Raw genomic sequence first — 16,798 nt, 5'->3', positions numbered from 1 at the left:
TGGGGAGGAGCGTCACAGGAGCCGACCGGCCAGGGCTGCACCGTCCGTTTCGAGGACATCCGCCACTCGGCGAAACGCCTCTCCGACCTGCGCGGCGGCGAGTGCTCCGGAATGGCGGAGGAACGTGACCGCGGTGGCGTCGGCGCCGAGGGCGGTCCGCTACCCACGCATCCCGAACAGGAACCGGGTCACCCGGGTACGGCGCACCAGCAGGTCGTAGGCGGCCACGGTCAGGGCGAGCGAGGCCGCGACGATCACGAGGTACTTGACCACGATCGGCGCGTGCCAGCCGACCACGCCGTACGCGACCGCGACGACGATCGGCTGGTGCAGGACGTACAGCGGCAACGCGGCGACGGCCAGATAGCCGTACAGCCGCCGGCCCCGGCCGTCCGGCGTGTCCCGCGCGGCGGCCGGTGCCCCGCGACGACGGTCGAGAAGTCCCAGGATCGCGACCAGCCAGCACCACCCCGCCATGCCGTACAGGGTGCGGACACCGATCGAGAGGGCGGTCAGGTCCGTGAAGGGGTCGCCTCCGGGAGTGTTGCCCGCGATCAGGAAACCCGGCATGCCGATCAGGAACAGGGTCAGGCCGAGCACTCCGGCCGGCACCGCGTCCCGGCGCATCGCCGCCCGGAACCGCTCGTCGGCGGCGAGCACGAACCCGTACAGGAAGAACAGCAGGTACGCCCAGCGACTCCACGCGGCGAACCCCTCCTCCAGGCCGGCCAGCGCGCTGACCACCGCGACCGGGACACCCGGCAGCAGCACCGCTCCGCGCCGCCGCACCGCCGTGGCCAGCCGGTCACGGATCCGCCGGCCGAGGTCGTGGGGGAACCAGCGGACCAGCGGCGCCAGCAGCAGCGAGAACGCGAGCAGCATCAGCACGAACCACAGGTGCCCGACCTCGAAGTGCTCGCCCTGTATGACGAAGGGGAACTCCGCCAGATCCAGGCGCACGTCGAAGAAGCGCGGCAGGAACCGCAGGTACGACTCGTGATAGTCAGGGTCGGCCCGCAGCCGCAGCCACTGCGGCACCGGGATGATGGTGAGCGTCGCGAACACCAGCGGCACGCCGAGCCGCAGCAGCCGTTCCACGGCGAATCCGGCGGGATCGCGCCGGCGCAGCGAGTGCCACGAGCCGAGACCGGCGATGAGGAAGAGCATCGGCATCGCCCACACCACGCCGAGACCTGCGGCGATCGTGGTCGCGTCGGTGGTCTCGGCGTTCTTCACGTAGTAGTCGTCACGGGTGTCGAACACCAGCGCCGAGTGGAAGAACACCAGCCCGACCACCACCAGGGTGCGGATCGCGTCCAACTCCGGCCGCCGCCCCGGTCGCGCGGCCTCGAATGGTTCGATGTGTGTCGTCGCCATCCCACCTCCGCCGCTCCGCGTACCCGGATCAGTCTCGTGCCTGCACTCCTTCCCGCGCTACCGGGATGCGGGCCGGAGAGCGAATAAATCCACTCGGTCCTCCCAGGGCGTGTCAGACCGGGCGGCCCGCTGACATGGATCTGTGCCACGGCTGACATGCGTGCCGGTCAGGGTGCGTGGGGTCAAGACCACCACTCAGGACCACCACTGTGGAGGACATCATGCCCCTTGCCTTCGAGGCGGAGGGACTGGTCAAGCGCTACCGGAAGACGACCGCGCTCGCCGGGATCGACCTGGCCGCCCGGCAGGGCACGGTTCTCGGGGTGCTCGGGCCGAACGGCGCGGGCAAAACCACGGCCGTGCGCATCCTGGCCACGCTGCTGCGACCCGACGAAGGACACGCCACGGTCGGCGGGCTCGACGTCGTACGGCACGCCGCCCGGGTACGCCGTCTGATCGGGCTGACCGGGCAGTACGCGTCGGTCGACGACGACCTCACCGGTATGGAGAACCTCGTGCTGATCGGGGAGTTGCTCGACCTGCGCCGAAGCGAGGCGAAGGCCAGGGCGACGGAGCTGCTGGCGAGTTTCGGGCTCGCCGAGGCCGGCGGGCGGGCGGCCAAGACGTATTCGGGCGGCATGCGGCGCCGCCTCGACCTGGCCGCCGGTCTCGTCGGCCGTCCCGCCGTCATCTATCTCGACGAGCCGACGACCGGTCTGGACCCGGCCAAGCGGGACGACGTGTGGAACATCATCCGCTCGCTGGTCGGCGACGGGGTCACCGTGCTGCTGACCACGCAGTACCTGGAGGAGGCCGACGCCCTGGCCGACGACATCTCGGTCATCGACCACGGACGGGTCATCGCGCACGGCACCCCGGCCGAGCTCAAGCACGTCGTGGGCGGGCAGACGATCCTCGTCCGGCCCGCGGACCCGGCCCGGCTGGCGGACGCCGCCGCGCTCGTCGGCGCGGTGGTCGGCCGCGCCCCCGAATCACCCGGCCAGGGCGTGATCACCGTTCCCGTCGAGAGCGACACCGCGTTCACCGAGATCGTACGGCGGCTCGACCAGGAGCGGATCTCGGTCACCGAGCTCAGCCTCCGGCTGCCCAGCCTGGACGAGGTCTTCTTCACGCTCACCGGACGCCACGCCGAAGAGAAGAACGCGGCATGACCCTCACCGTGGAACGCGCGCAGGCACCGGCCCCCGTCCAGACCCGGCCCTTCGGGCTGGTACGGCACAGCCTCGCGCTCGGCAGAAGAAGCCTGACCAAGACCCTGCGCACCCCCGAGCAACTGCTCGACGTGACGCTGCAGCCGATCGTCTTCGTGCTGGTGTACGTCTATCTGCTCGGCGGGGCGGTGGCCGGTTCCACCCACGAGTACCTGCAGTTCCTGCTTCCCGCCATCATGGTGCAGACGCTGACGTTCGGCGGGATGGCCACCGGGGTGAACCTCAACACCGACATCGGCAAGGGGGTCTTCGACCGGTTCCGCAGCCTGCCGATCGGCCGGTCCGCGCCGCTGATCGGCTCGGTGCTCGGCGACCTGATCCGCTATCTGGTGGCCGTCGTCTCCCTGTTCGGCTGCGGCTTCCTGCTGGGGTTCCGGATCCAGACCGACCTGCTGTCGGTGCTGGCCGCGTGCCTGCTCACCATCTTCTTCGCGTTCAGCCTGAGCTGGGCGTTCGTCCTGATCGGGATGCTCATGCGCAACCCGGGCGGGGTGCAGGGGACGGCCTTCATCGTGCTGTTCCCGCTGACCTTCGGCACCAGCATGATCACACCGAAGGAGACCCTCCCCGGCTGGCTGCAGACCTGGGTGGAGATCAACCCGGTCGCGCACGCGATGGACGCCTCGCGCGCCCTGATGCTGGGCGGGCCGGCGACGGGTCCGGTGATGTGGACGCTGCTGTCCTCGGCGCTCTTCCTGGCGGTGTTCGCGCCGCTGGCGGTCCGCGCCTACCGCCGCCGTACCTGATCGAGTGCGGCGGCACGGTCGAGTGCCATCCCCCGCGCGTGGGCGGCGTCGTAGGCGGCGTCGCCCAGTTCGTCTCTGAGCCGCCGGGTCAGCCGGGCGATCTCAAGGTTGAACCCGTCGGGGGCGCCTCGGAGCCGCTCGGCGGCGCCGAGAATCTCCGCCGCGCCGGTCAGGTCACCTCGCCAGGCTCGCAGGGCCGCCGCGGCGATGCCGACGCGGCCCAGGACCGGCATGTCCTTCCCTTCCAGGGCCCAGTCGATCGCCTCGTCGAGCCGCCGTTCCGCGGTCACCGGATCGTCCCGATCGATCGCCAGATGGACCATCGCCTGCAGGATCAGTGCGTGGAACTGCGGGGCGACGAACACAATGTCCTTGGTGCCGGTCGCCGCCGCGTCGTAGTGCCGCGCCGCCTCGTCGAGGGCACCCGTATGGCGGGCGAGATCGCCCAGCGCGAGCCGGGCGAACGCGACGTGCCGCTGTGACCACTGCCGCGCCGTGGGTTCCGCCATCGCCAGCAACTCGGCGCGTGCCCTCTCCACATCGCCCTGCTGCGCCCGCGCGGCGGCGAGCGTGATCCGCTGGTGGTCGGCGTTGTCATCGGGGTTGAGGGCGTGCAGCAGCCGGATGGACTCCTCCAGCGCCTCGACGGCCTCGTCGAAGTCGCCGAACGCCAGATTGGCCTCCGCCAGCGGGCCCAGTACCTGGGCGAGCCCCCACCGGTCCCCCAGGTCGCGGAAACCGGCGGCGGCCCTGAGCAGGTCGCGGCGTGCGCCCGCCTGGTCTCCCTCGTTCTCCAGGAGGGCCGCCCTGATCCTGAAGAGCATCGCACGGGTCCACAGGTGGGGATGCGACAGCCGCCGCTCGACAGCGGCCACGCCCCGGACGGCGTCGTCGGTGAAGATCGCGAGGACGGGTTCGAGCAGGGCGAGGAACGGGTCCTCGGTGTCGGGATCGACGGCGGCGGCCAGCGACCGGAGCCGCTCGACGGTGTCCCGCAGGTTCACCTGGTCGCCGGAGAGCATCTTGTTGAGCATGTGGAGGAGGGTGGCGACCGGCCGGCGCTCCGAGGACACCTCGCCTGGAACGTCGAGGGCGAGACGGAGCCAGCCCACGGCCTCGGCGTAGTTGTCGCGGATCATCCAGAAGACGCTCAGCGCGACGGCCAGCCGTACCGCCGTGTCGGCGTCACCCGCGTCGACGGCGAAGTGCAGGGCGGCGAGCAGGTTGTCGCGCTCGGCATCCAGCACGGCCAGCCAGACCAGCTGCCGTTCCTCGCGCAGACAGGGTTCGGCCGTCTCGGCGAGGTCCAGGAAGTACGCCGCGTGCGCGGCCCTGACCTGGGCGACCTCTCCGCTCTCCGCCAGCCGCTCCAGCCCGTACTCGCGGATCGTCTCCAGCATGCGGTAGCGCGGCTGCGGCGCCTCGACCACCTGCAGCAGCGACCTGTCCACCAGCGCGCCGAGCAGGTCCAGGGCCGTACCCGGCTCCCCGCACACCCGCTCGGCGGCCTCCACCGAGATCCCGCCGGGAAACACCGCGAGCCGCTCCGCGAACCGGCGCTCGTCGTCGTCGAGCAGGTCCCAGCTCCAGGCGACGACCGCGCGCAACGTCCGATGGCGGGGCAACGCGGTACGGCTGCCGCCGGTCAGCAGCCGGAACCGGTCGCCGAGGCGCTCGGCCACCTGCGGCGCGGTCAGCGAACGCATCCGCGCGGCGGCCAGCTCGATCGCCAGCGGCAGCCCGTCCAGCCGACGGCAGATCTCCACCACCGCCGCGACGTTCTCCCCGGTGACCGCGAAGCCTGGCCGTACCGCGGCGGCCCGGTCCGCGAGCAGCCGCACCGCCGGGCTGGTCCCGGCCTCCTGGGTGGAGGCGCCCGGCTCGGGCAGTCCAAGCGGGGCGACCGGAGACAGGACCTCGCCGAGTATCCCGAGGGGCTCCCTGCTGGTGGCGAGCACCCGCAGCCTCGGGCACCTCCCCAGGAGGTCCTCGACCAGGTGGGCCGCGGCCTCGACCAGGTGCTCGCAGTTGTCCAGCACGATCACCGTCTCGGCGCGCGAGAGCGCCTCGACCAGGCGGCTCATCGTGTCCCTGGGCGTGCTCTGGGCGTCGAAGGAGCCCGTCTCCCTGACACCCAGCACGCCGAACACCGCCTGGGGCAGGTCGGCCGCATCGGTCACCGCCGCGAGCTCCACCAGCCAGACGCCACCCGGCCGCCGCTCGGCGATCCTTCCGGCGACGGTGGTCGCGAGCCGGGTCTTGCCCGCCCCGCCGGGACCGACCAGCGTGACCAGCCGTCCTTCCTCCAGCAACGCGCCGACCCGCCGCACCTCGGCCGCCCGGCCGACGAAGCTGGTCAGCGCGGTCCGCAGGTTGCCGTTCGGCGGGCGAACGGGCTCCGCCGGGCTCTCCTGAAGCAGCGCCAGGTGAATCTCCCGCAGCTCAGGTCCCGGGTCGGCCCCCAGCTCGTCCGCCAGATGGAGCCGGATCCTCTCGTAGCCGGCCAGCGCCTCGGCCTGACGCCCCTGGGCGTGCAACGCCCGCAGCAGCAGTCCCTGCAGCCGCTCCCTCAGCGGGTGACGGGCCGCGGGCTCGGAGAGCTCGGCCACCAGGTGGGCATGGCGCCCGGACGCCAGTTCCGCCTCGGCGCGGTCCTCGAGCGCGGCCAGGCGCGCCTCGTCCAGCCCGGCCGCGTACGCCGTGGCGAAGGAGGCTCCGGAGGCGTCCGCCAAGGCGGGACCTCGCCAGAGCGCGAGCGCCTCACCGAGCAGGGGGGCGGCGGCGGCCGGATCCCCGCCGTTCAGCGCGCGCCTCCCCGCTCGCGCCAGCCGCTCGAACCGGTGCGCGTCGACCGCGTCCGGCGGCAGGTCGAGCCGGTAGCCGCCGGGAGCCGACCGCAGCACCGACGCGTCCGGCAAGGCACGGCGCAGCCTGGCGATCAGCGACCGCACCGCGTTGGCGCGGTCGGCCGGCTGCTCCTCCGGCCAGAGCGCGTCCGACAGCTCGTCGGCCGTGACGACCCTCCCCGCTCCCACGGCCAGCCGGATCAGCAGCACGCGGAGCCGGACGCCGCCGATCTCGACGCTCTCACCGCCCGCCGTCACCTCCAGCGGGCCCAGGATCCCCACACGCATGAAGCCAACTGTCCCACGCCACGGGAGTCCGGCCCCGCCCGGCTGGGAACACGTCACCCCTGACCGGCCCCGCGGCGGCCAGGTGGGTCGGCCTGTGCTCGCCCTGCCGGATCCCGAGGTTGTAGGACCACACTCGGGCGCCCTCGATGACCTTGCCCCCCACTACGGTCGGCCATTACAGCCTCGGTATCCCTGCGGATGAAGTCACATCCTTGGGCCAGCCACTACCGTCAGCTGGAGGAGCCGCGTCCAAGGACAGGCGGGCCCGTCTGAGATCTTCCGGAGTGTCCACGGCCATGCCGTCATCCTCCACAAGCAGGACCCTGACCTCCATGGAGTGTTCGAGGAAGCGGAGCATCTCGACACCCTCGGCCTGTTCGAGCACGCCCTGAGGCAGTGCGCGAAATCTCTCCAGGGCCGCGACAGTGAACCCGTACAGGCCCAGTTGCCGGACGTAAACGGGACGCGAGTCGCGAGGGTACGGAATGGGCTGCCGGGAGAACATCAGAGCACCGCCGTCAGCACGGGTGACGACCTTGACCACGTTGTGGTCGAGTACGGCGGCGGCCTCCCGCAGCGGGGCACAGGCGTTGACTGCGGCGACCGGCGGATCAGAAAGCGCGAGAGCGTGAGAAACCGCGTCGATCGCGGCCGGAGAGACGAACGGCTCGTCGCCTTGGACGTTGATGTAGCCATCGGCCTTCACATAGCGGAGGCATTCGGCGACCCGATCGGTGCCGGTGGGATGGTCTCCGGTCAACAGGCAGGCCATGTCGAGCCGGCGGCATTCTTCTTGAATGCGCGGATCATCGGTGGCGATGAAGGTTTCCACGATGCGTTCGGCCTGCTGGCAGCGCTGGTAGACGTGCCACATCAGGGGCTTGTCTCCCAAGAGTGCGAGCGGCTTGCCGGGGAACCGGGTTGAGCCGTACCGGCAGGGGATCACGGCGACGTGGTGCGGGACGGTGCCTCCCGATAAGGACATGAGTACGACTCCTGAACGAAGAGGGTCTACGAGGACAGGAGCATCGCGAGCTTCGCCGCGACGCCGGGTGAGGAGCAGTCGACGGGCTCCACCCAGCGGTGGCCGCCAACCTCCTCGGGTTGCAGAGTGATGTCGATATCGCACCGGCCGGTGGTCCGGAACGCGAAGCGGAAGTCGAAGTGCAGGTGCTCGGGCTCGGACTTGGCCGGGTTGGCGGGGATGGTGTGGATGTCGATGTCCAGCGGCATCCCGTCCATGGTGAAGTCGCGGCTGATCGCGTCTACGGGGATGCCGGTCTCTTCGGTGAGTTCACGGAGCGCCGCAGCCGGGAGGTCGGCATCGGTGCTCTCCAGGTGGCCGCCGGGCAGGAGGAGCCGATCCAGGGCATTGTGGTGGATGTGCAGGACCTGCCCGCACCGGTCGATGAGTACAGCGCTGCAGGTCACGTGGCCGGTGAAGGTACCTCGGCTGGCAAGGTGACCGGGCGCGATCAGAGCTTCGGTCAGTGGGATGAGAGCTCCGCGCTCGTCCGGGTGGCGTGCGAGATAGGCGTCGAGAGCGGCGCGGATGTGGTCATGGCTGATGGACATGTGGGTCACCTCTTGAAGTAGTCGAGCCAGATCTCCGCGATGACCTGACGCGCGTCGATGGTGAGTTCATGCAGGCCGGGGGCATGGTCGTCACTGGTCAGGAGGGCGGTGACGGCGAGTATCTCGGCCTGCACGAGGTGGATGTAGGGGCCGACCGTCGCGCCGTGCAGGAAGTTGACGGCGTTGCCGTCGGCCAGGACGTAGAAGTAGTGGCCGGTGGTGGAGTACCGGGTGACATGGGGGCCGACCTCGGCGCGACGGTAGAGAGGCGTGAGGGCGGTCAGTTCGAGTTCGTCCTCGGAAGAGGTGACCGAGGCGATGTAGGCGCCGTTCGGAAGCGCGGTGAAGTCCTCGTGCCTCAGGGCGAGGTTTCCGGTGGCGCACACGATGAGCCCGCACCCGCGGATGGCCTCGGCACGGGTGACCGGCACGTGGAAGCCGTGGGAGCGAGCCTGGACCCGCTTGACCGGGTCGTCGTCGTAGACGGTGACCCGGACGTTCTTGGCATGGAGCATCCGGGCGATGGAGCCACCCAGCTTGCCGTACCCGATGACGCAAGCGTCGAGGCTGCCGAGGATGTCGCCGCGGGAGCGAATCAGGGCCTCGGTGGAGAACACGATCGAGTGGCCGACCAGATGGTCTTCAGGTTCCTTGAGCGGAGAACGGGCCACGGAGTAGACGGGGCAGGGCAGCTTTTCGAGCGCTAGATAGCGCTGCAGACCGTTCTCCGTGTCCTCGACGACACCACGGATCCGGCCGGAGAACTGCGCGCAGGCCACCTCCAGACTGGCGGCGAAGTAGCCGCCGATGTCGAGCAGCAGCAGGTCCTGACCGGCGGCGGTCTCCTCCAGGTAGTTCAGCGCGCTGGCGGGATCGGCGAATCGGGTCCGGCTGAGCGGATCGAGGGTGAAGTGCTTGCGGGCCTCGGCTGCGGCCGACTCGAAGATGGACCTGGGCTTGGGCAGAACGGCCGCCACGCGGGTCAACCGGGCCATCGCGTGAAGGAAGGCCGGACGTTCAGCGAGCAGGTGCGTAATGATCACGGAGGAGACCGGCTCGGGGTCGGGGAAGCGCTCGGTGACGCGCCGGAAGAAGGCATCCAACCGTGCTTTCTCGAAGCTCTCCACAAGGAATTCCCTTGGTAGTCGGGCGGCATGTGCTCAGGCGGCGGCGTGCTGGTGGGAGGCGAGCCAGTCCAGTTGCGCGGCCATGCCGGTGATCAGGTCGATGTGGGGGTGCCAGCCCAGCAGGCGTCGCGCGGTGCGGGGGTCGGCGTGCGTGGCGGGGACGTCGCCGTTGCGGGTGCTGGCCGTCTCGACCAGAACCGGCTCCCCGGTGAGCCGACGAGCGATGTCGATGACCTCGTTCAGGGAGGTGGTGGTGCCTCCGCCAACGTTGATCACACTGTTGCCGGCAGGGGCCGTTGCGGCGGCGATGGTCGCGGCGACGACGTCGGTGACGTAGGTGAAGTCACGGCGCTGGTTGCCGTCGCCGAATAGCCGTACGACCCGGCCCTCCATAGCCGCGGTGAGAACGCGGTGGATGAACATGTCCTCGCGCTGGCGCGGCCCGAAGACGGTGAAGTAGCGCAGCGCCACGACGCTGGTGGCGCAGTCGGGACGGGCGGCGTGTGCAAGGCAGAGCTGTTCCTCGGCGAGTTTGGTGACCGCGTACGGCGAGGCGGGCCGTGGATGGTCGGTCTCCCTGCTCGGAGTTCCGCCGGTGGCTCCGTAGACGCTGGAGGAGGAGGCGACGACGAGCCGCGGGACACGGAGCCGGGTGGCGGCTTCCATGATCCGCTGGGTGGCGAGGATGTTGCAGGCGACGTAGTCGCCCCCAGGAAGGCCGCACGCCGGGGATGCCGGCGAGGTGGAACACCGCGTCCGCGTCGAGTAGGAGGGGTTCGACGGCGCAGGTGAGCAGGTCCGCGGTGATGGAGATGAATCCCGGCTGGTCATGCAGGACGGCCAGGTTCGCGGCGGCGATGTGGTCGGCTCCGGCATCTCGGCGATCCACCCCGATCACAGTCACGCCGTACTGGAGCAGGGCCAGTGCCAGATGGGAGCCGATGAATCCGGCGGTGCCGGTGACGACGGCTCGGCGCGGCCTTCCCAGGGATGCGCCGGAAAGCGGTGTTCCCAGGTGTTCGTCGGAAAGTGGGGATAGGGCCTCGGACATGAGGAGGTCTCCTGCTGGATGGATGACGTGGTCAGATGAGCTGGTCGAGCAGCGTGCGGCCGTGTACGGCGAGTTGGGGATCGCCGCTCTCATGTCCGCGGACCAGCGCGGTGAGCGCCTCGATGACGCCGAACCGGATGAGCAGATCGCGCTCGGTCTCGTCCGGTGGCCGACCGTAGCCATCGAAGAACGTCTCGCGGAGGTGGGGGTTCAACCGCCAGTGGCGGTGTTCCAGCCGGGCGAAGTCCCGGACGCGGGCATCGAGCCGCGCATGCTCGAAGTCGAGCACGCGCACGACCCCATCCGAGCCGACGAGCCAGTTCCTGGGCTGATAGTCCAGGTGACAGATCGCGCCGTCCATAACCGCGATGGCCAAGGCATCGGCGTGGGCGAGCAGCGTACGCCGCTCGCCCACGCTGATCAGCCCGGCGGTGTGTGCGCGTCCGGTCCACCAGCGGGTCCGCCCTGCCAGATAGGCGGGGATGGCATCTTCGGACTCCGCTGGCACGACCTGATGAAGAGCACGGAGGGTGGTCCCGGCGGAGTGATAGGCGTCCCGCTCCGCCTGTGAGCAGGGAGGAAGGTCGACGGCGCTCTGCCCGGAGAGCAGGGTCAGTAAGAGAGAGCGGGTGACTGGATCCGCCGCGACCATTTTCGGGGCATGGTCACCCAGGTGAGGGACCACAGTGATATAGGCATGTGCCTCCTGCCGGAAGCGACCGTCGTCAGTGTGCCGCTTGACCACATGGAGGACGTCACGGGCGTCGACGAGCGCCAGCAGGTGCGATGGCAGCCCGGGCATGGGCACGGAACTGATCGGGCCGAGGGCCTGGCGGGCGAAGGTGAGGCGCGGGTCCTCGACAGCGATCACAGCGCTACCAGGTGTGCGGTGTCGTTGTGGCGGTCGAGCATCCAACGGCGCCGGCCCAGCCTGTTGAGATGGAGCTGCCAACAGGTCAGCGATCCGTGGTCGACGGTGAACCCGGCCTCGGCCCTGGGAGGGAGGCCGAGCAGGAGGGTATGTGCGGCGAGTACGGTCTCACCGTGCGCGGCGAACAGGACGCGCTCACCGTCGTGGCGTTCGACCAGGCTGGCCAGGAACGCTCCGGCCCGCCGCAGGTAGCCGTTCCATGTATCGGATCCGATGGCCCATGGCCGGTCGGGATGGGCATGCGGACCTCCGCCGAAGCCGGTTTTCACCTCGTGCCAGGGCTGGCCATCTGCGTCCCCGTGGATCGGCCCGTCCAGGCCGGGCTCGATGATCAGCGGCAGGTTCAGGGCTGCGGCGTAGATCTCTCCGGTCTGACGGAGCCGGAGCCGGGTCCCGGCGTAGAGCGCGGTGATGGGCGCGTCGATGTGCTCGGTGGCGATCCGCCGCACGGCCAGAGTCGCCTGGCGCCGCCCCAGCTCGGTCAGACCGGTGCAGGTGCGCGGGCCACCGACCAGACCCGCGACGTTACAACGGGCCTGCCCGTGCCGGGTGAAAACCAGCTCGGTGACGATCATGCGTGTCCTTCCTGTTCGATGACAAGACGCACCTGCGGCCAGGAGTGCCGGTAACCACCTCGTCCCAGGTAGGGAGCGGTGAGGATGCGGTGCAGCTCGGCGTGGCCGAGGAGCTGCGTCATGCTGGTGCCTCCCAGCCGGGCGTCGTGTCTGGTTGCTGCCTGGTTGTAGCCGGCGAGCGCATGCTGGATGGCCGTCAGCTGGAGCGGGCCGTACGTCATGGCCAGGGTGACGACGAGCTTGGCGAGGTCGTAGCCGAACGGGGCGAGGGTGAGGTCGTCGACGTCGACGATGATCGGGATACCCTGCTCGGTGATGAGGATGTTGCGCGGGTTGGTGTCCTTGTAGAACGCCGCCGGTCCGATGGCGACGGCGTGCAGGAGCCTTTTCGCGGCGGCCAGGTCTTCGTCGTCAGCCAGATGATGAGTACGGCGCCGGGCGTCGAGTGCGGCGAGGCGGGGAGCGAGGAAGTCCGCCATCGTGTGGTTTGCGGGTAGCGGGTGAGGAACGCCCAGGTGTGCCCGATGCAGGTCACTCACCCAGGCGGCCCCGTGCGCGTCTCCCAGAAGGGCTGCGAGCATCGGCAGGTCCCGCACACCCGGGTGACGGCCGTGAATATAGGTGAAGTCGATTGACGTCATTCCGACCGCTTCGATACCGGGTTGCCGGAACGGCAGGGCGTGCTCGGCCAACCAGGCATGGTGCCGTACCGCCTGCGCGCGCTCCTCCTCGGTGCTGTAGACCTTGGTGAAGACCGGCGTGTTCATCGCTCACCTCTCGGCTTCCGGGCCAGCAGGTAGGTGACGACCGAGGTGGTGCTCACTGGCTCGTCCGGCAGGCGGGTGCGCAGCGCGGAGGCGATGGCTGTGGGGTCGCCACGCAACTCTGCAGGAAGTTGGTACTTCGGGCTGGTGGCCAGGTATTCGGCGACGTGCCCCAGGCCGGTGAAGGTGAAGCCATGCTCTTCGTGTTCGAAGTACTCGATGGGCAGCACCGGTTCGGTCAGGTCGGCCAGGTTGCCGCTGTGTACCGCCGCGTACAGGCTTTCCCGGTACGACGCGTCTGGATCGAGCCCGGCATCGGCGACGAGGATGTCCAGGTCGTGGTAGCTGTCAGCGGACTTGGTGACCAGGATGGCGATGCCGCCCGAAGTGAGAGCGCGGGCGATCTCCGCGATCACCGCCTCCGGCCGGGGTGCGTGGTAGAGGCAGAACGCGGCGACGGCCACGGTGCACGCGCCCGTCGGTACGGGCAGGTGATGGAAGTCCGCCTGGACGAAGGACACCGCGCTGTCCGTGACGCCGAGGCGGGCGCGGGCGTCGTCGAGCATCGCCGCTGAGGCGTCGATACCAATGAGCCGTCTCGGTCGTAGGCGCTCGGCCAGGACGCGGCTGCTGGTCCCGCGCCCGCATCCGACGTCGATCACCAGCGGTACCTCGGGGGCAGGTAGATGCGCGGCGGCCAGGTCGGCGATGACCTCGGCGACCGCCCGGCCCCGGGTCTTGGCACGGTGCAGGGCCGAGGTGCGAGCGGCCAGTCGGGAGGCGTGCCGGTACAGCTCCTCCTGCACTGTCGCGTTGAGAAAGGGGTTGGTGGAGGTGGTCATCGGCTCCACCTCCCGATACGGGGGATGGAGCGCGTTATGCCTGGTGTGCGGCTATCTGCTTCAGCCAGCGGCGAGTGTGACGGCGGCTGGTCAGCAGTATCACGTCGGCGTGCCCGCCGTACTCCTTGATCTTGGCCAGCACGCGGGGCCGCATCCTGCGCCGATAGGTCGCCACGTAGCGCAGCACCCCCCAGTGGATGCGGTTGTAGATCCCGCTGTCCCGGTCCTGGCCGTGGCCGTGCTTGAGCTGACGGGAGAAGACTCCCCACAGCGCCACGACGGTGGGCACGTCCATCAGGATCACGGTGTCGCAGGCCTCCAGCCGCACCTGGAGCGTGGAGTTGTAGTTGCCGTCGATCACCCAGCGCTCGCCGCGGACCAGGTCGCGCTGGAGCGCCTCGAACTTCTCGGGTGGCAGCGGATTCCACGCGTCGTCGTAGTAGACGACGTCCAGATGAGTCACCGGCGCGTGCACGACCTTGCCCAGCTCGCGGGCGAGGTGGGACTTGCCGCTGCCTCCGCAACCCACGATGGCGACCCTCTGCATCTGCATGATGCTCCACGATAGTCAGGGCGGTGACCTGCGACCGGACATCGGCGTGGGCTCGTTCGGGTACGGCGGACCCACTGCCCGAGGCAAGCGAAGGGATCATCTGACTTCCCTTCCTGAACTGACCGCCTCGATACGGGCCCGCGGTCCGGCGAGGTCGGCCAGCACCGCTTCGAGGGCCCGGATCTGGGTGCTCAGCCGGAACAGTTCCAGGTGGTGCAGGCATTCGGCGATCAGCCGCATGTGCTCTCGGCTGCCCGCGATGGCACGTAGGCGGGCCAGCTTGCCGATGACATCGGTCCCGTCGCGGACGATCAGCCAGGGAGGGACGAACCGTTCGACGTGCCAGATGTCCGCAGGGGCGAGTGGCAGGCATCCGGCCAAGACCGCCTCGAAGATGCGCTGGGTCACCTGACCGGCCGCCGCGTATCTCTGGGGCAGGAGTAGCACGGTCGCCAGCGCGCCGCCGTACAGCTCGTGCACCTGAGGAAAGGGAATCCTCCCGAGGAAGATCACGTACGGCCAGCGGCCGGTGTCGGGCCACTTGCCGGCGACCCGGTGCGGGAAGCGTTCGGCGGCGGACGCCAGGTAGGTGTCGAACTCCTCGTCCCTGTCGTACTGGTTGCCCACGTAGCCCAGGGTGATCGGCCGAGAAGCAGCCGCCAGGGCACGCGGATCGGCGCTGTCCAACAACGCGTCATCGACAGGGAACAGCAGGCTGTGCGCTCCGGCGGTCGGCGCGAGAGCGGCCTCGCACACGATCACGCCGGGCCGGTGGCGCCACGGGCTACCGGCGGGCAGCTGCCGGTCCTTGTCCCAGATCACCGTCGGGGTGCTCCGGACAACGGTGTAGTGATCCAGGAGTTCGTGCTGCCGGTGCAGGTCGCAGGTATGTTCGGGAGTCCCGCACGAAGTGGTGTTGCGGCCGGGGATGATCCAACGCCATTCCAGGAACAGCACGTCGATCTCGGGGAGACCTCGCTCGAAGGCGTAGCGACCGCCGAGGTCGTCACCGGCCTCCAGCCGGTCGCGGTCGGCCTGGAGGAAGACCAGCCGGTGGCCCCGCCCGATCAGCGCGTCGACCAGGGGACGGCGGTGGCTGCGTCCTCCGTCGGGAGTGTCGGTGATCCCGGGGCCGAGGAAGCCCCAGAAGCTGTATCCGATGATCACTTCGTCACCCACCTGCCTTCCAGGAGCAGCGCGTCCAGCCCGGAGACGGCCAGGCAGTCCAGAGCCATCCGCGGCGTTCCGCAGATGGGCTTGCCCTTGACGTTGAGGGAGGTGTTGATCAGGACGGGGACGCCGGTCCGGCGGGCGAATGCCTCCAGTACGGCGTGCATGAAGGGGTTCTGATCTTTGGTGACGGTCTGGAGCCGTGCGGTCCCGTTGGCATGGACGATCGCCGGGATCCGGGTACGGGCGAGATCGGTGACGCCGGAGGCCATGGACATGAACGGGGCGTCCTGGCCGAGGGTGAAGTAGTCGGCCGCATGGTCGGCGAGGATCATCGGGGCGAACGGCCGGAACGGCTCGCGGAACTTCACTGTGGCGTTCAGCCGCTCGACCACGCCTTCGCTCAGAGGGGAGGCCAGGATGGAGCGGTTGCCCAGTGCCCGAGGGCCCGCTTCGATCCGCCCCTGGAACAGCCCGACGATGCGTCCGCTCGCAAGCTGCTCGGCCAGATGTTCGGCCGGGTCACCCTGCATGTGTTTCAGCGCGAGGGTGGGCCATGGCGACAGGTCGAGTTCCGGTTCGGCGAAGGCCGGGCCCAGGTAGCAAGCTCCGGCGATGCCGGACAGCGGTCGGCCACCCGCATCGAGATGGACGGCCGCAGCCGCTCCGATGGCGGTTCCCGCATCCCCCGGAGCCGGCGGGACGAAAACCTCCTCGAAGATCCCGGCATCGATGATCCGGCCGATACTGACGCAGTTGGCCGCCACTCCTCCGCCGACACACAGGCGGCGTGATCTGGTCAGAGCCCGGGCGCGGCGGGCCAGGTGCAGCATGACCACATCAGTGCGTTCCTGCAGCGCGGCGGCCAGGTCCCGGTGAACCTGCTCAACGGGGGCGTGCGGGTGACGGGAAGGGCAGGTCTCGGCGACGAAACGGGGCGACAGACGAGGGTAACCGGAGGACAGGACCCGGATCGGGAAGAGCCTCGGGTCCAGGGTGAAACCGTCCGAGGTAAGGCAGATGGCCCGGGTGAAGAGCTCGCGGAAACGCGCCGGATCGCCGAGGGCGGCCAGCGCCATCACGGTGCCCTCCTCGTCTCCACGCCGCCAGCCCAGGTGTTCGGTGACCGCGCCGTAGGCGTAGCCGAGCGAGGCGGGATCGTGCAGGGCATGCAGAGCGCGGATCTCGGGCTGGCCGGGGGTGCGCTGGCGGGCGACGGCGACTGTGGTTGTCTGCGTCTCGCCCAGGCTGTCCACGACAAGCACGGCGGCCGCGTCCCAGCCGGAGGCGGCGAAGGCGTACATCTGGTGGGTCCGATGGTGCAGGACCGGCCGTACTCGCGCGCCTGGGAACATCCGGCCCAAGACTTGGACACGGCGGGCCGTACGTAGGGCGACCTTGGCGAATCCGGCCGCCCGGGGCAGCGCCCGTCCCCGCGTCTCGGCCGAGCGCAACAGGCGAGCCGCGTCGGGGACGGCGTCCAGGTAGCGGGGACCGCAGAAGTTGTAGGCGATCGCGTCCACGTCGGCGGCGGTGATGCCGGCCTCCCGCAGCAGCCACCGGACGGCATGGTGGGGGTAGTCCCTGGTGTGCTTGATCTGCGACAGGCGTTCCTCCTCGACGAACCCGACCAGCTTGCCGTTCACCAGCAGCGCCGCGGCGGAGTCGTGGGTGTAGGAGCACAGGCCCAGCACGACCGGGAAGGGGGGTGTCGTCATCGG

15 protein-coding genes and 1 pseudogene are annotated in these 16,798 nt (G+C 69.8%); 2 read left to right on the top strand and 14 right to left on the bottom strand.

Annotated elements, in window-relative coordinates; all coding sequences use genetic code 11:
- Nucleotides 1-159 precede the first annotated feature (159 nt).
- Nucleotides 160-1,377, bottom strand: coding sequence for an acyltransferase (locus ABZU75_RS13130; RefSeq protein ID WP_355553099.1), 1,218 nt, complete (start codon nucleotides 1,375-1,377; stop codon nucleotides 160-162).
- Between the two features lie 221 nt (nucleotides 1,378-1,598).
- On the opposite strand from ABZU75_RS13130, the gene ABZU75_RS13125 reads away from it, so the two are divergent.
- Together ABZU75_RS13125 and ABZU75_RS13120 are read left to right on the top strand one after the other, a co-directional pair.
- A complete protein-coding gene (locus tag ABZU75_RS13125; RefSeq protein ID WP_355553096.1) occupies nucleotides 1,599-2,549 on the top strand; it encodes an ATP-binding cassette domain-containing protein in 951 nt (316 codons plus the stop codon).
- Nucleotides 2,546-3,355 carry an ABC transporter permease gene (locus tag ABZU75_RS13120; protein ID WP_355553093.1) on the top strand — a complete coding sequence of 270 codons (810 nt, stop codon included), beginning with the start codon at nucleotides 2,546-2,548 and terminating at the stop codon, nucleotides 3,353-3,355. The genes ABZU75_RS13125 and ABZU75_RS13120 overlap by 4 nt, the downstream gene beginning before the upstream one ends.
- On the opposite strand, the gene ABZU75_RS13115 is transcribed toward ABZU75_RS13120, so the two are convergent.
- From ABZU75_RS13115 to ABZU75_RS13055, 13 genes and pseudogenes are all read right to left on the bottom strand, one after another.
- Nucleotides 3,337-6,489, bottom strand: a complete 3,153-nt coding sequence (locus ABZU75_RS13115) for a BTAD domain-containing putative transcriptional regulator (RefSeq protein WP_355553090.1) — start codon at nucleotides 6,487-6,489, stop codon at nucleotides 3,337-3,339. The genes ABZU75_RS13120 and ABZU75_RS13115 overlap by 19 nt on opposite strands.
- Nucleotides 6,490-6,664: 175 nt before the next feature.
- Nucleotides 6,665-7,474: a 3-deoxy-manno-octulosonate cytidylyltransferase gene (locus ABZU75_RS13110; protein ID WP_355553087.1), complete on the bottom strand. Its 810-nt coding sequence runs from the start codon at nucleotides 7,472-7,474 to the stop codon at nucleotides 6,665-6,667.
- Between the two features lie 26 nt (nucleotides 7,475-7,500).
- Nucleotides 7,501-8,064 carry an NUDIX domain-containing protein gene (locus ABZU75_RS13105; RefSeq protein WP_355553084.1) on the bottom strand — a complete coding sequence of 188 codons (564 nt, stop codon included), beginning with the start codon at nucleotides 8,062-8,064 and terminating at the stop codon, nucleotides 7,501-7,503.
- Nucleotides 8,065-8,069: 5 nt separating this feature from the next.
- Entirely contained in the window at nucleotides 8,070-9,191 is a 1,122-nt protein-coding gene (locus tag ABZU75_RS13100; RefSeq protein WP_355553081.1) for an adenosylhomocysteinase, read from the bottom strand.
- Between the two features lie 33 nt (nucleotides 9,192-9,224).
- Nucleotides 9,225-10,022 carry an NAD-dependent epimerase/dehydratase family protein gene (locus ABZU75_RS13095; RefSeq protein WP_355553078.1) on the bottom strand — a complete coding sequence of 266 codons (798 nt, stop codon included), beginning with the start codon at nucleotides 10,020-10,022 and terminating at the stop codon, nucleotides 9,225-9,227.
- Nucleotides 9,913-10,242, bottom strand: a pseudogene (locus ABZU75_RS13090) (NAD-dependent epimerase/dehydratase family protein); the annotation flags it as partial. The pseudogene ABZU75_RS13090 and the gene ABZU75_RS13095, both read right to left, overlap by 110 nt.
- Nucleotides 10,243-10,273: 31 nt before the next feature.
- Nucleotides 10,274-11,113 carry a phosphotransferase gene (locus ABZU75_RS13085; RefSeq protein ID WP_355553075.1) on the bottom strand — a complete coding sequence of 280 codons (840 nt, stop codon included), beginning with the start codon at nucleotides 11,111-11,113 and terminating at the stop codon, nucleotides 10,274-10,276.
- The gene (locus ABZU75_RS13080) at nucleotides 11,110-11,748 is read right to left on the bottom strand and encodes a histidine phosphatase family protein (RefSeq protein ID WP_350915182.1); all 639 of its coding nucleotides are present in this window, start codon (nucleotides 11,746-11,748) and stop codon (nucleotides 11,110-11,112) included. The genes ABZU75_RS13085 and ABZU75_RS13080 overlap by 4 nt, the downstream gene beginning before the upstream one ends.
- Nucleotides 11,745-12,515 (bottom strand): phosphotransferase, encoded by a 771-nt coding sequence (locus ABZU75_RS13075; RefSeq protein ID WP_355553071.1) that lies wholly within the window; start codon nucleotides 12,513-12,515, stop codon nucleotides 11,745-11,747. Before ABZU75_RS13075 ends, ABZU75_RS13080 begins: the two co-directional genes overlap by 4 nt.
- Nucleotides 12,512-13,354: a class I SAM-dependent methyltransferase gene (locus ABZU75_RS13070; protein WP_355553068.1), complete on the bottom strand. Its 843-nt coding sequence runs from the start codon at nucleotides 13,352-13,354 to the stop codon at nucleotides 12,512-12,514. The genes ABZU75_RS13075 and ABZU75_RS13070 overlap by 4 nt, the downstream gene beginning before the upstream one ends.
- 34 nt (nucleotides 13,355-13,388) lie before the next feature.
- Complete coding sequence (locus ABZU75_RS13065) at nucleotides 13,389-13,907, bottom strand: topology modulation protein (protein WP_355553065.1); 519 nt, start codon at nucleotides 13,905-13,907, stop codon at nucleotides 13,389-13,391.
- A 96-nt stretch (nucleotides 13,908-14,003) separates the two neighbouring features.
- The gene (locus tag ABZU75_RS13060) at nucleotides 14,004-15,086 is read right to left on the bottom strand and encodes a hypothetical protein (protein ID WP_355553062.1); all 1,083 of its coding nucleotides are present in this window, start codon (nucleotides 15,084-15,086) and stop codon (nucleotides 14,004-14,006) included.
- Nucleotides 15,071-16,795 carry a carbamoyltransferase C-terminal domain-containing protein gene (locus tag ABZU75_RS13055; RefSeq protein ID WP_355553059.1) on the bottom strand — a complete coding sequence of 575 codons (1,725 nt, stop codon included), beginning with the start codon at nucleotides 16,793-16,795 and terminating at the stop codon, nucleotides 15,071-15,073. The genes ABZU75_RS13060 and ABZU75_RS13055 overlap by 16 nt, the downstream gene beginning before the upstream one ends.
- Between the last annotated feature and the right edge of the window lie 3 nt (nucleotides 16,796-16,798).

Source organism: Streptosporangium sp. NPDC005286 (genome assembly GCF_040607515.1).
In the GTDB taxonomy this organism is placed as follows: domain Bacteria; phylum Actinomycetota; class Actinomycetes; order Streptosporangiales; family Streptosporangiaceae; genus Streptosporangium.
The sequence above is the reverse complement of the archived record's forward strand: the minus strand, read 5'-3'. Positions and strand labels throughout refer to the sequence as shown.

Coding starts and splice junctions, on each gene's coding strand:
- ABZU75_RS13130 (WP_355553099.1), bottom strand. CDS start 1,377: ATGGCGACGACACACATCGAACCATTCGAGGCCGCGCGACCGGGGCGG.
- ABZU75_RS13125 (WP_355553096.1), top strand. CDS start 1,599: ATGCCCCTTGCCTTCGAGGCGGAGGGACTGGTCAAGCGCTACCGGAAG.
- ABZU75_RS13120 (WP_355553093.1), top strand. CDS start 2,546: ATGACCCTCACCGTGGAACGCGCGCAGGCACCGGCCCCCGTCCAGACC.
- ABZU75_RS13115 (WP_355553090.1), bottom strand. CDS start 6,489: ATGCGTGTGGGGATCCTGGGCCCGCTGGAGGTGACGGCGGGCGGTGAG.
- ABZU75_RS13110 (WP_355553087.1), bottom strand. CDS start 7,474: ATGTCCTTATCGGGAGGCACCGTCCCGCACCACGTCGCCGTGATCCCC.
- ABZU75_RS13105 (WP_355553084.1), bottom strand. CDS start 8,064: ATGTCCATCAGCCATGACCACATCCGCGCCGCTCTCGACGCCTATCTC.
- ABZU75_RS13095 (WP_355553078.1), bottom strand. CDS start 10,022: ATGACCAGCCGGGATTCATCTCCATCACCGCGGACCTGCTCACCTGCG.
- ABZU75_RS13080 (WP_350915182.1), bottom strand. CDS start 11,748: ATGATCGTCACCGAGCTGGTTTTCACCCGGCACGGGCAGGCCCGTTGT.
- ABZU75_RS13075 (WP_355553071.1), bottom strand. CDS start 12,515: ATGAACACGCCGGTCTTCACCAAGGTCTACAGCACCGAGGAGGAGCGC.
- ABZU75_RS13070 (WP_355553068.1), bottom strand. CDS start 13,354: ATGACCACCTCCACCAACCCCTTTCTCAACGCGACAGTGCAGGAGGAG.
- ABZU75_RS13065 (WP_355553065.1), bottom strand. CDS start 13,907: ATGCAGATGCAGAGGGTCGCCATCGTGGGTTGCGGAGGCAGCGGCAAG.
- ABZU75_RS13055 (WP_355553059.1), bottom strand. CDS start 16,795: ATGACGACACCCCCCTTCCCGGTCGTGCTGGGCCTGTGCTCCTACACC.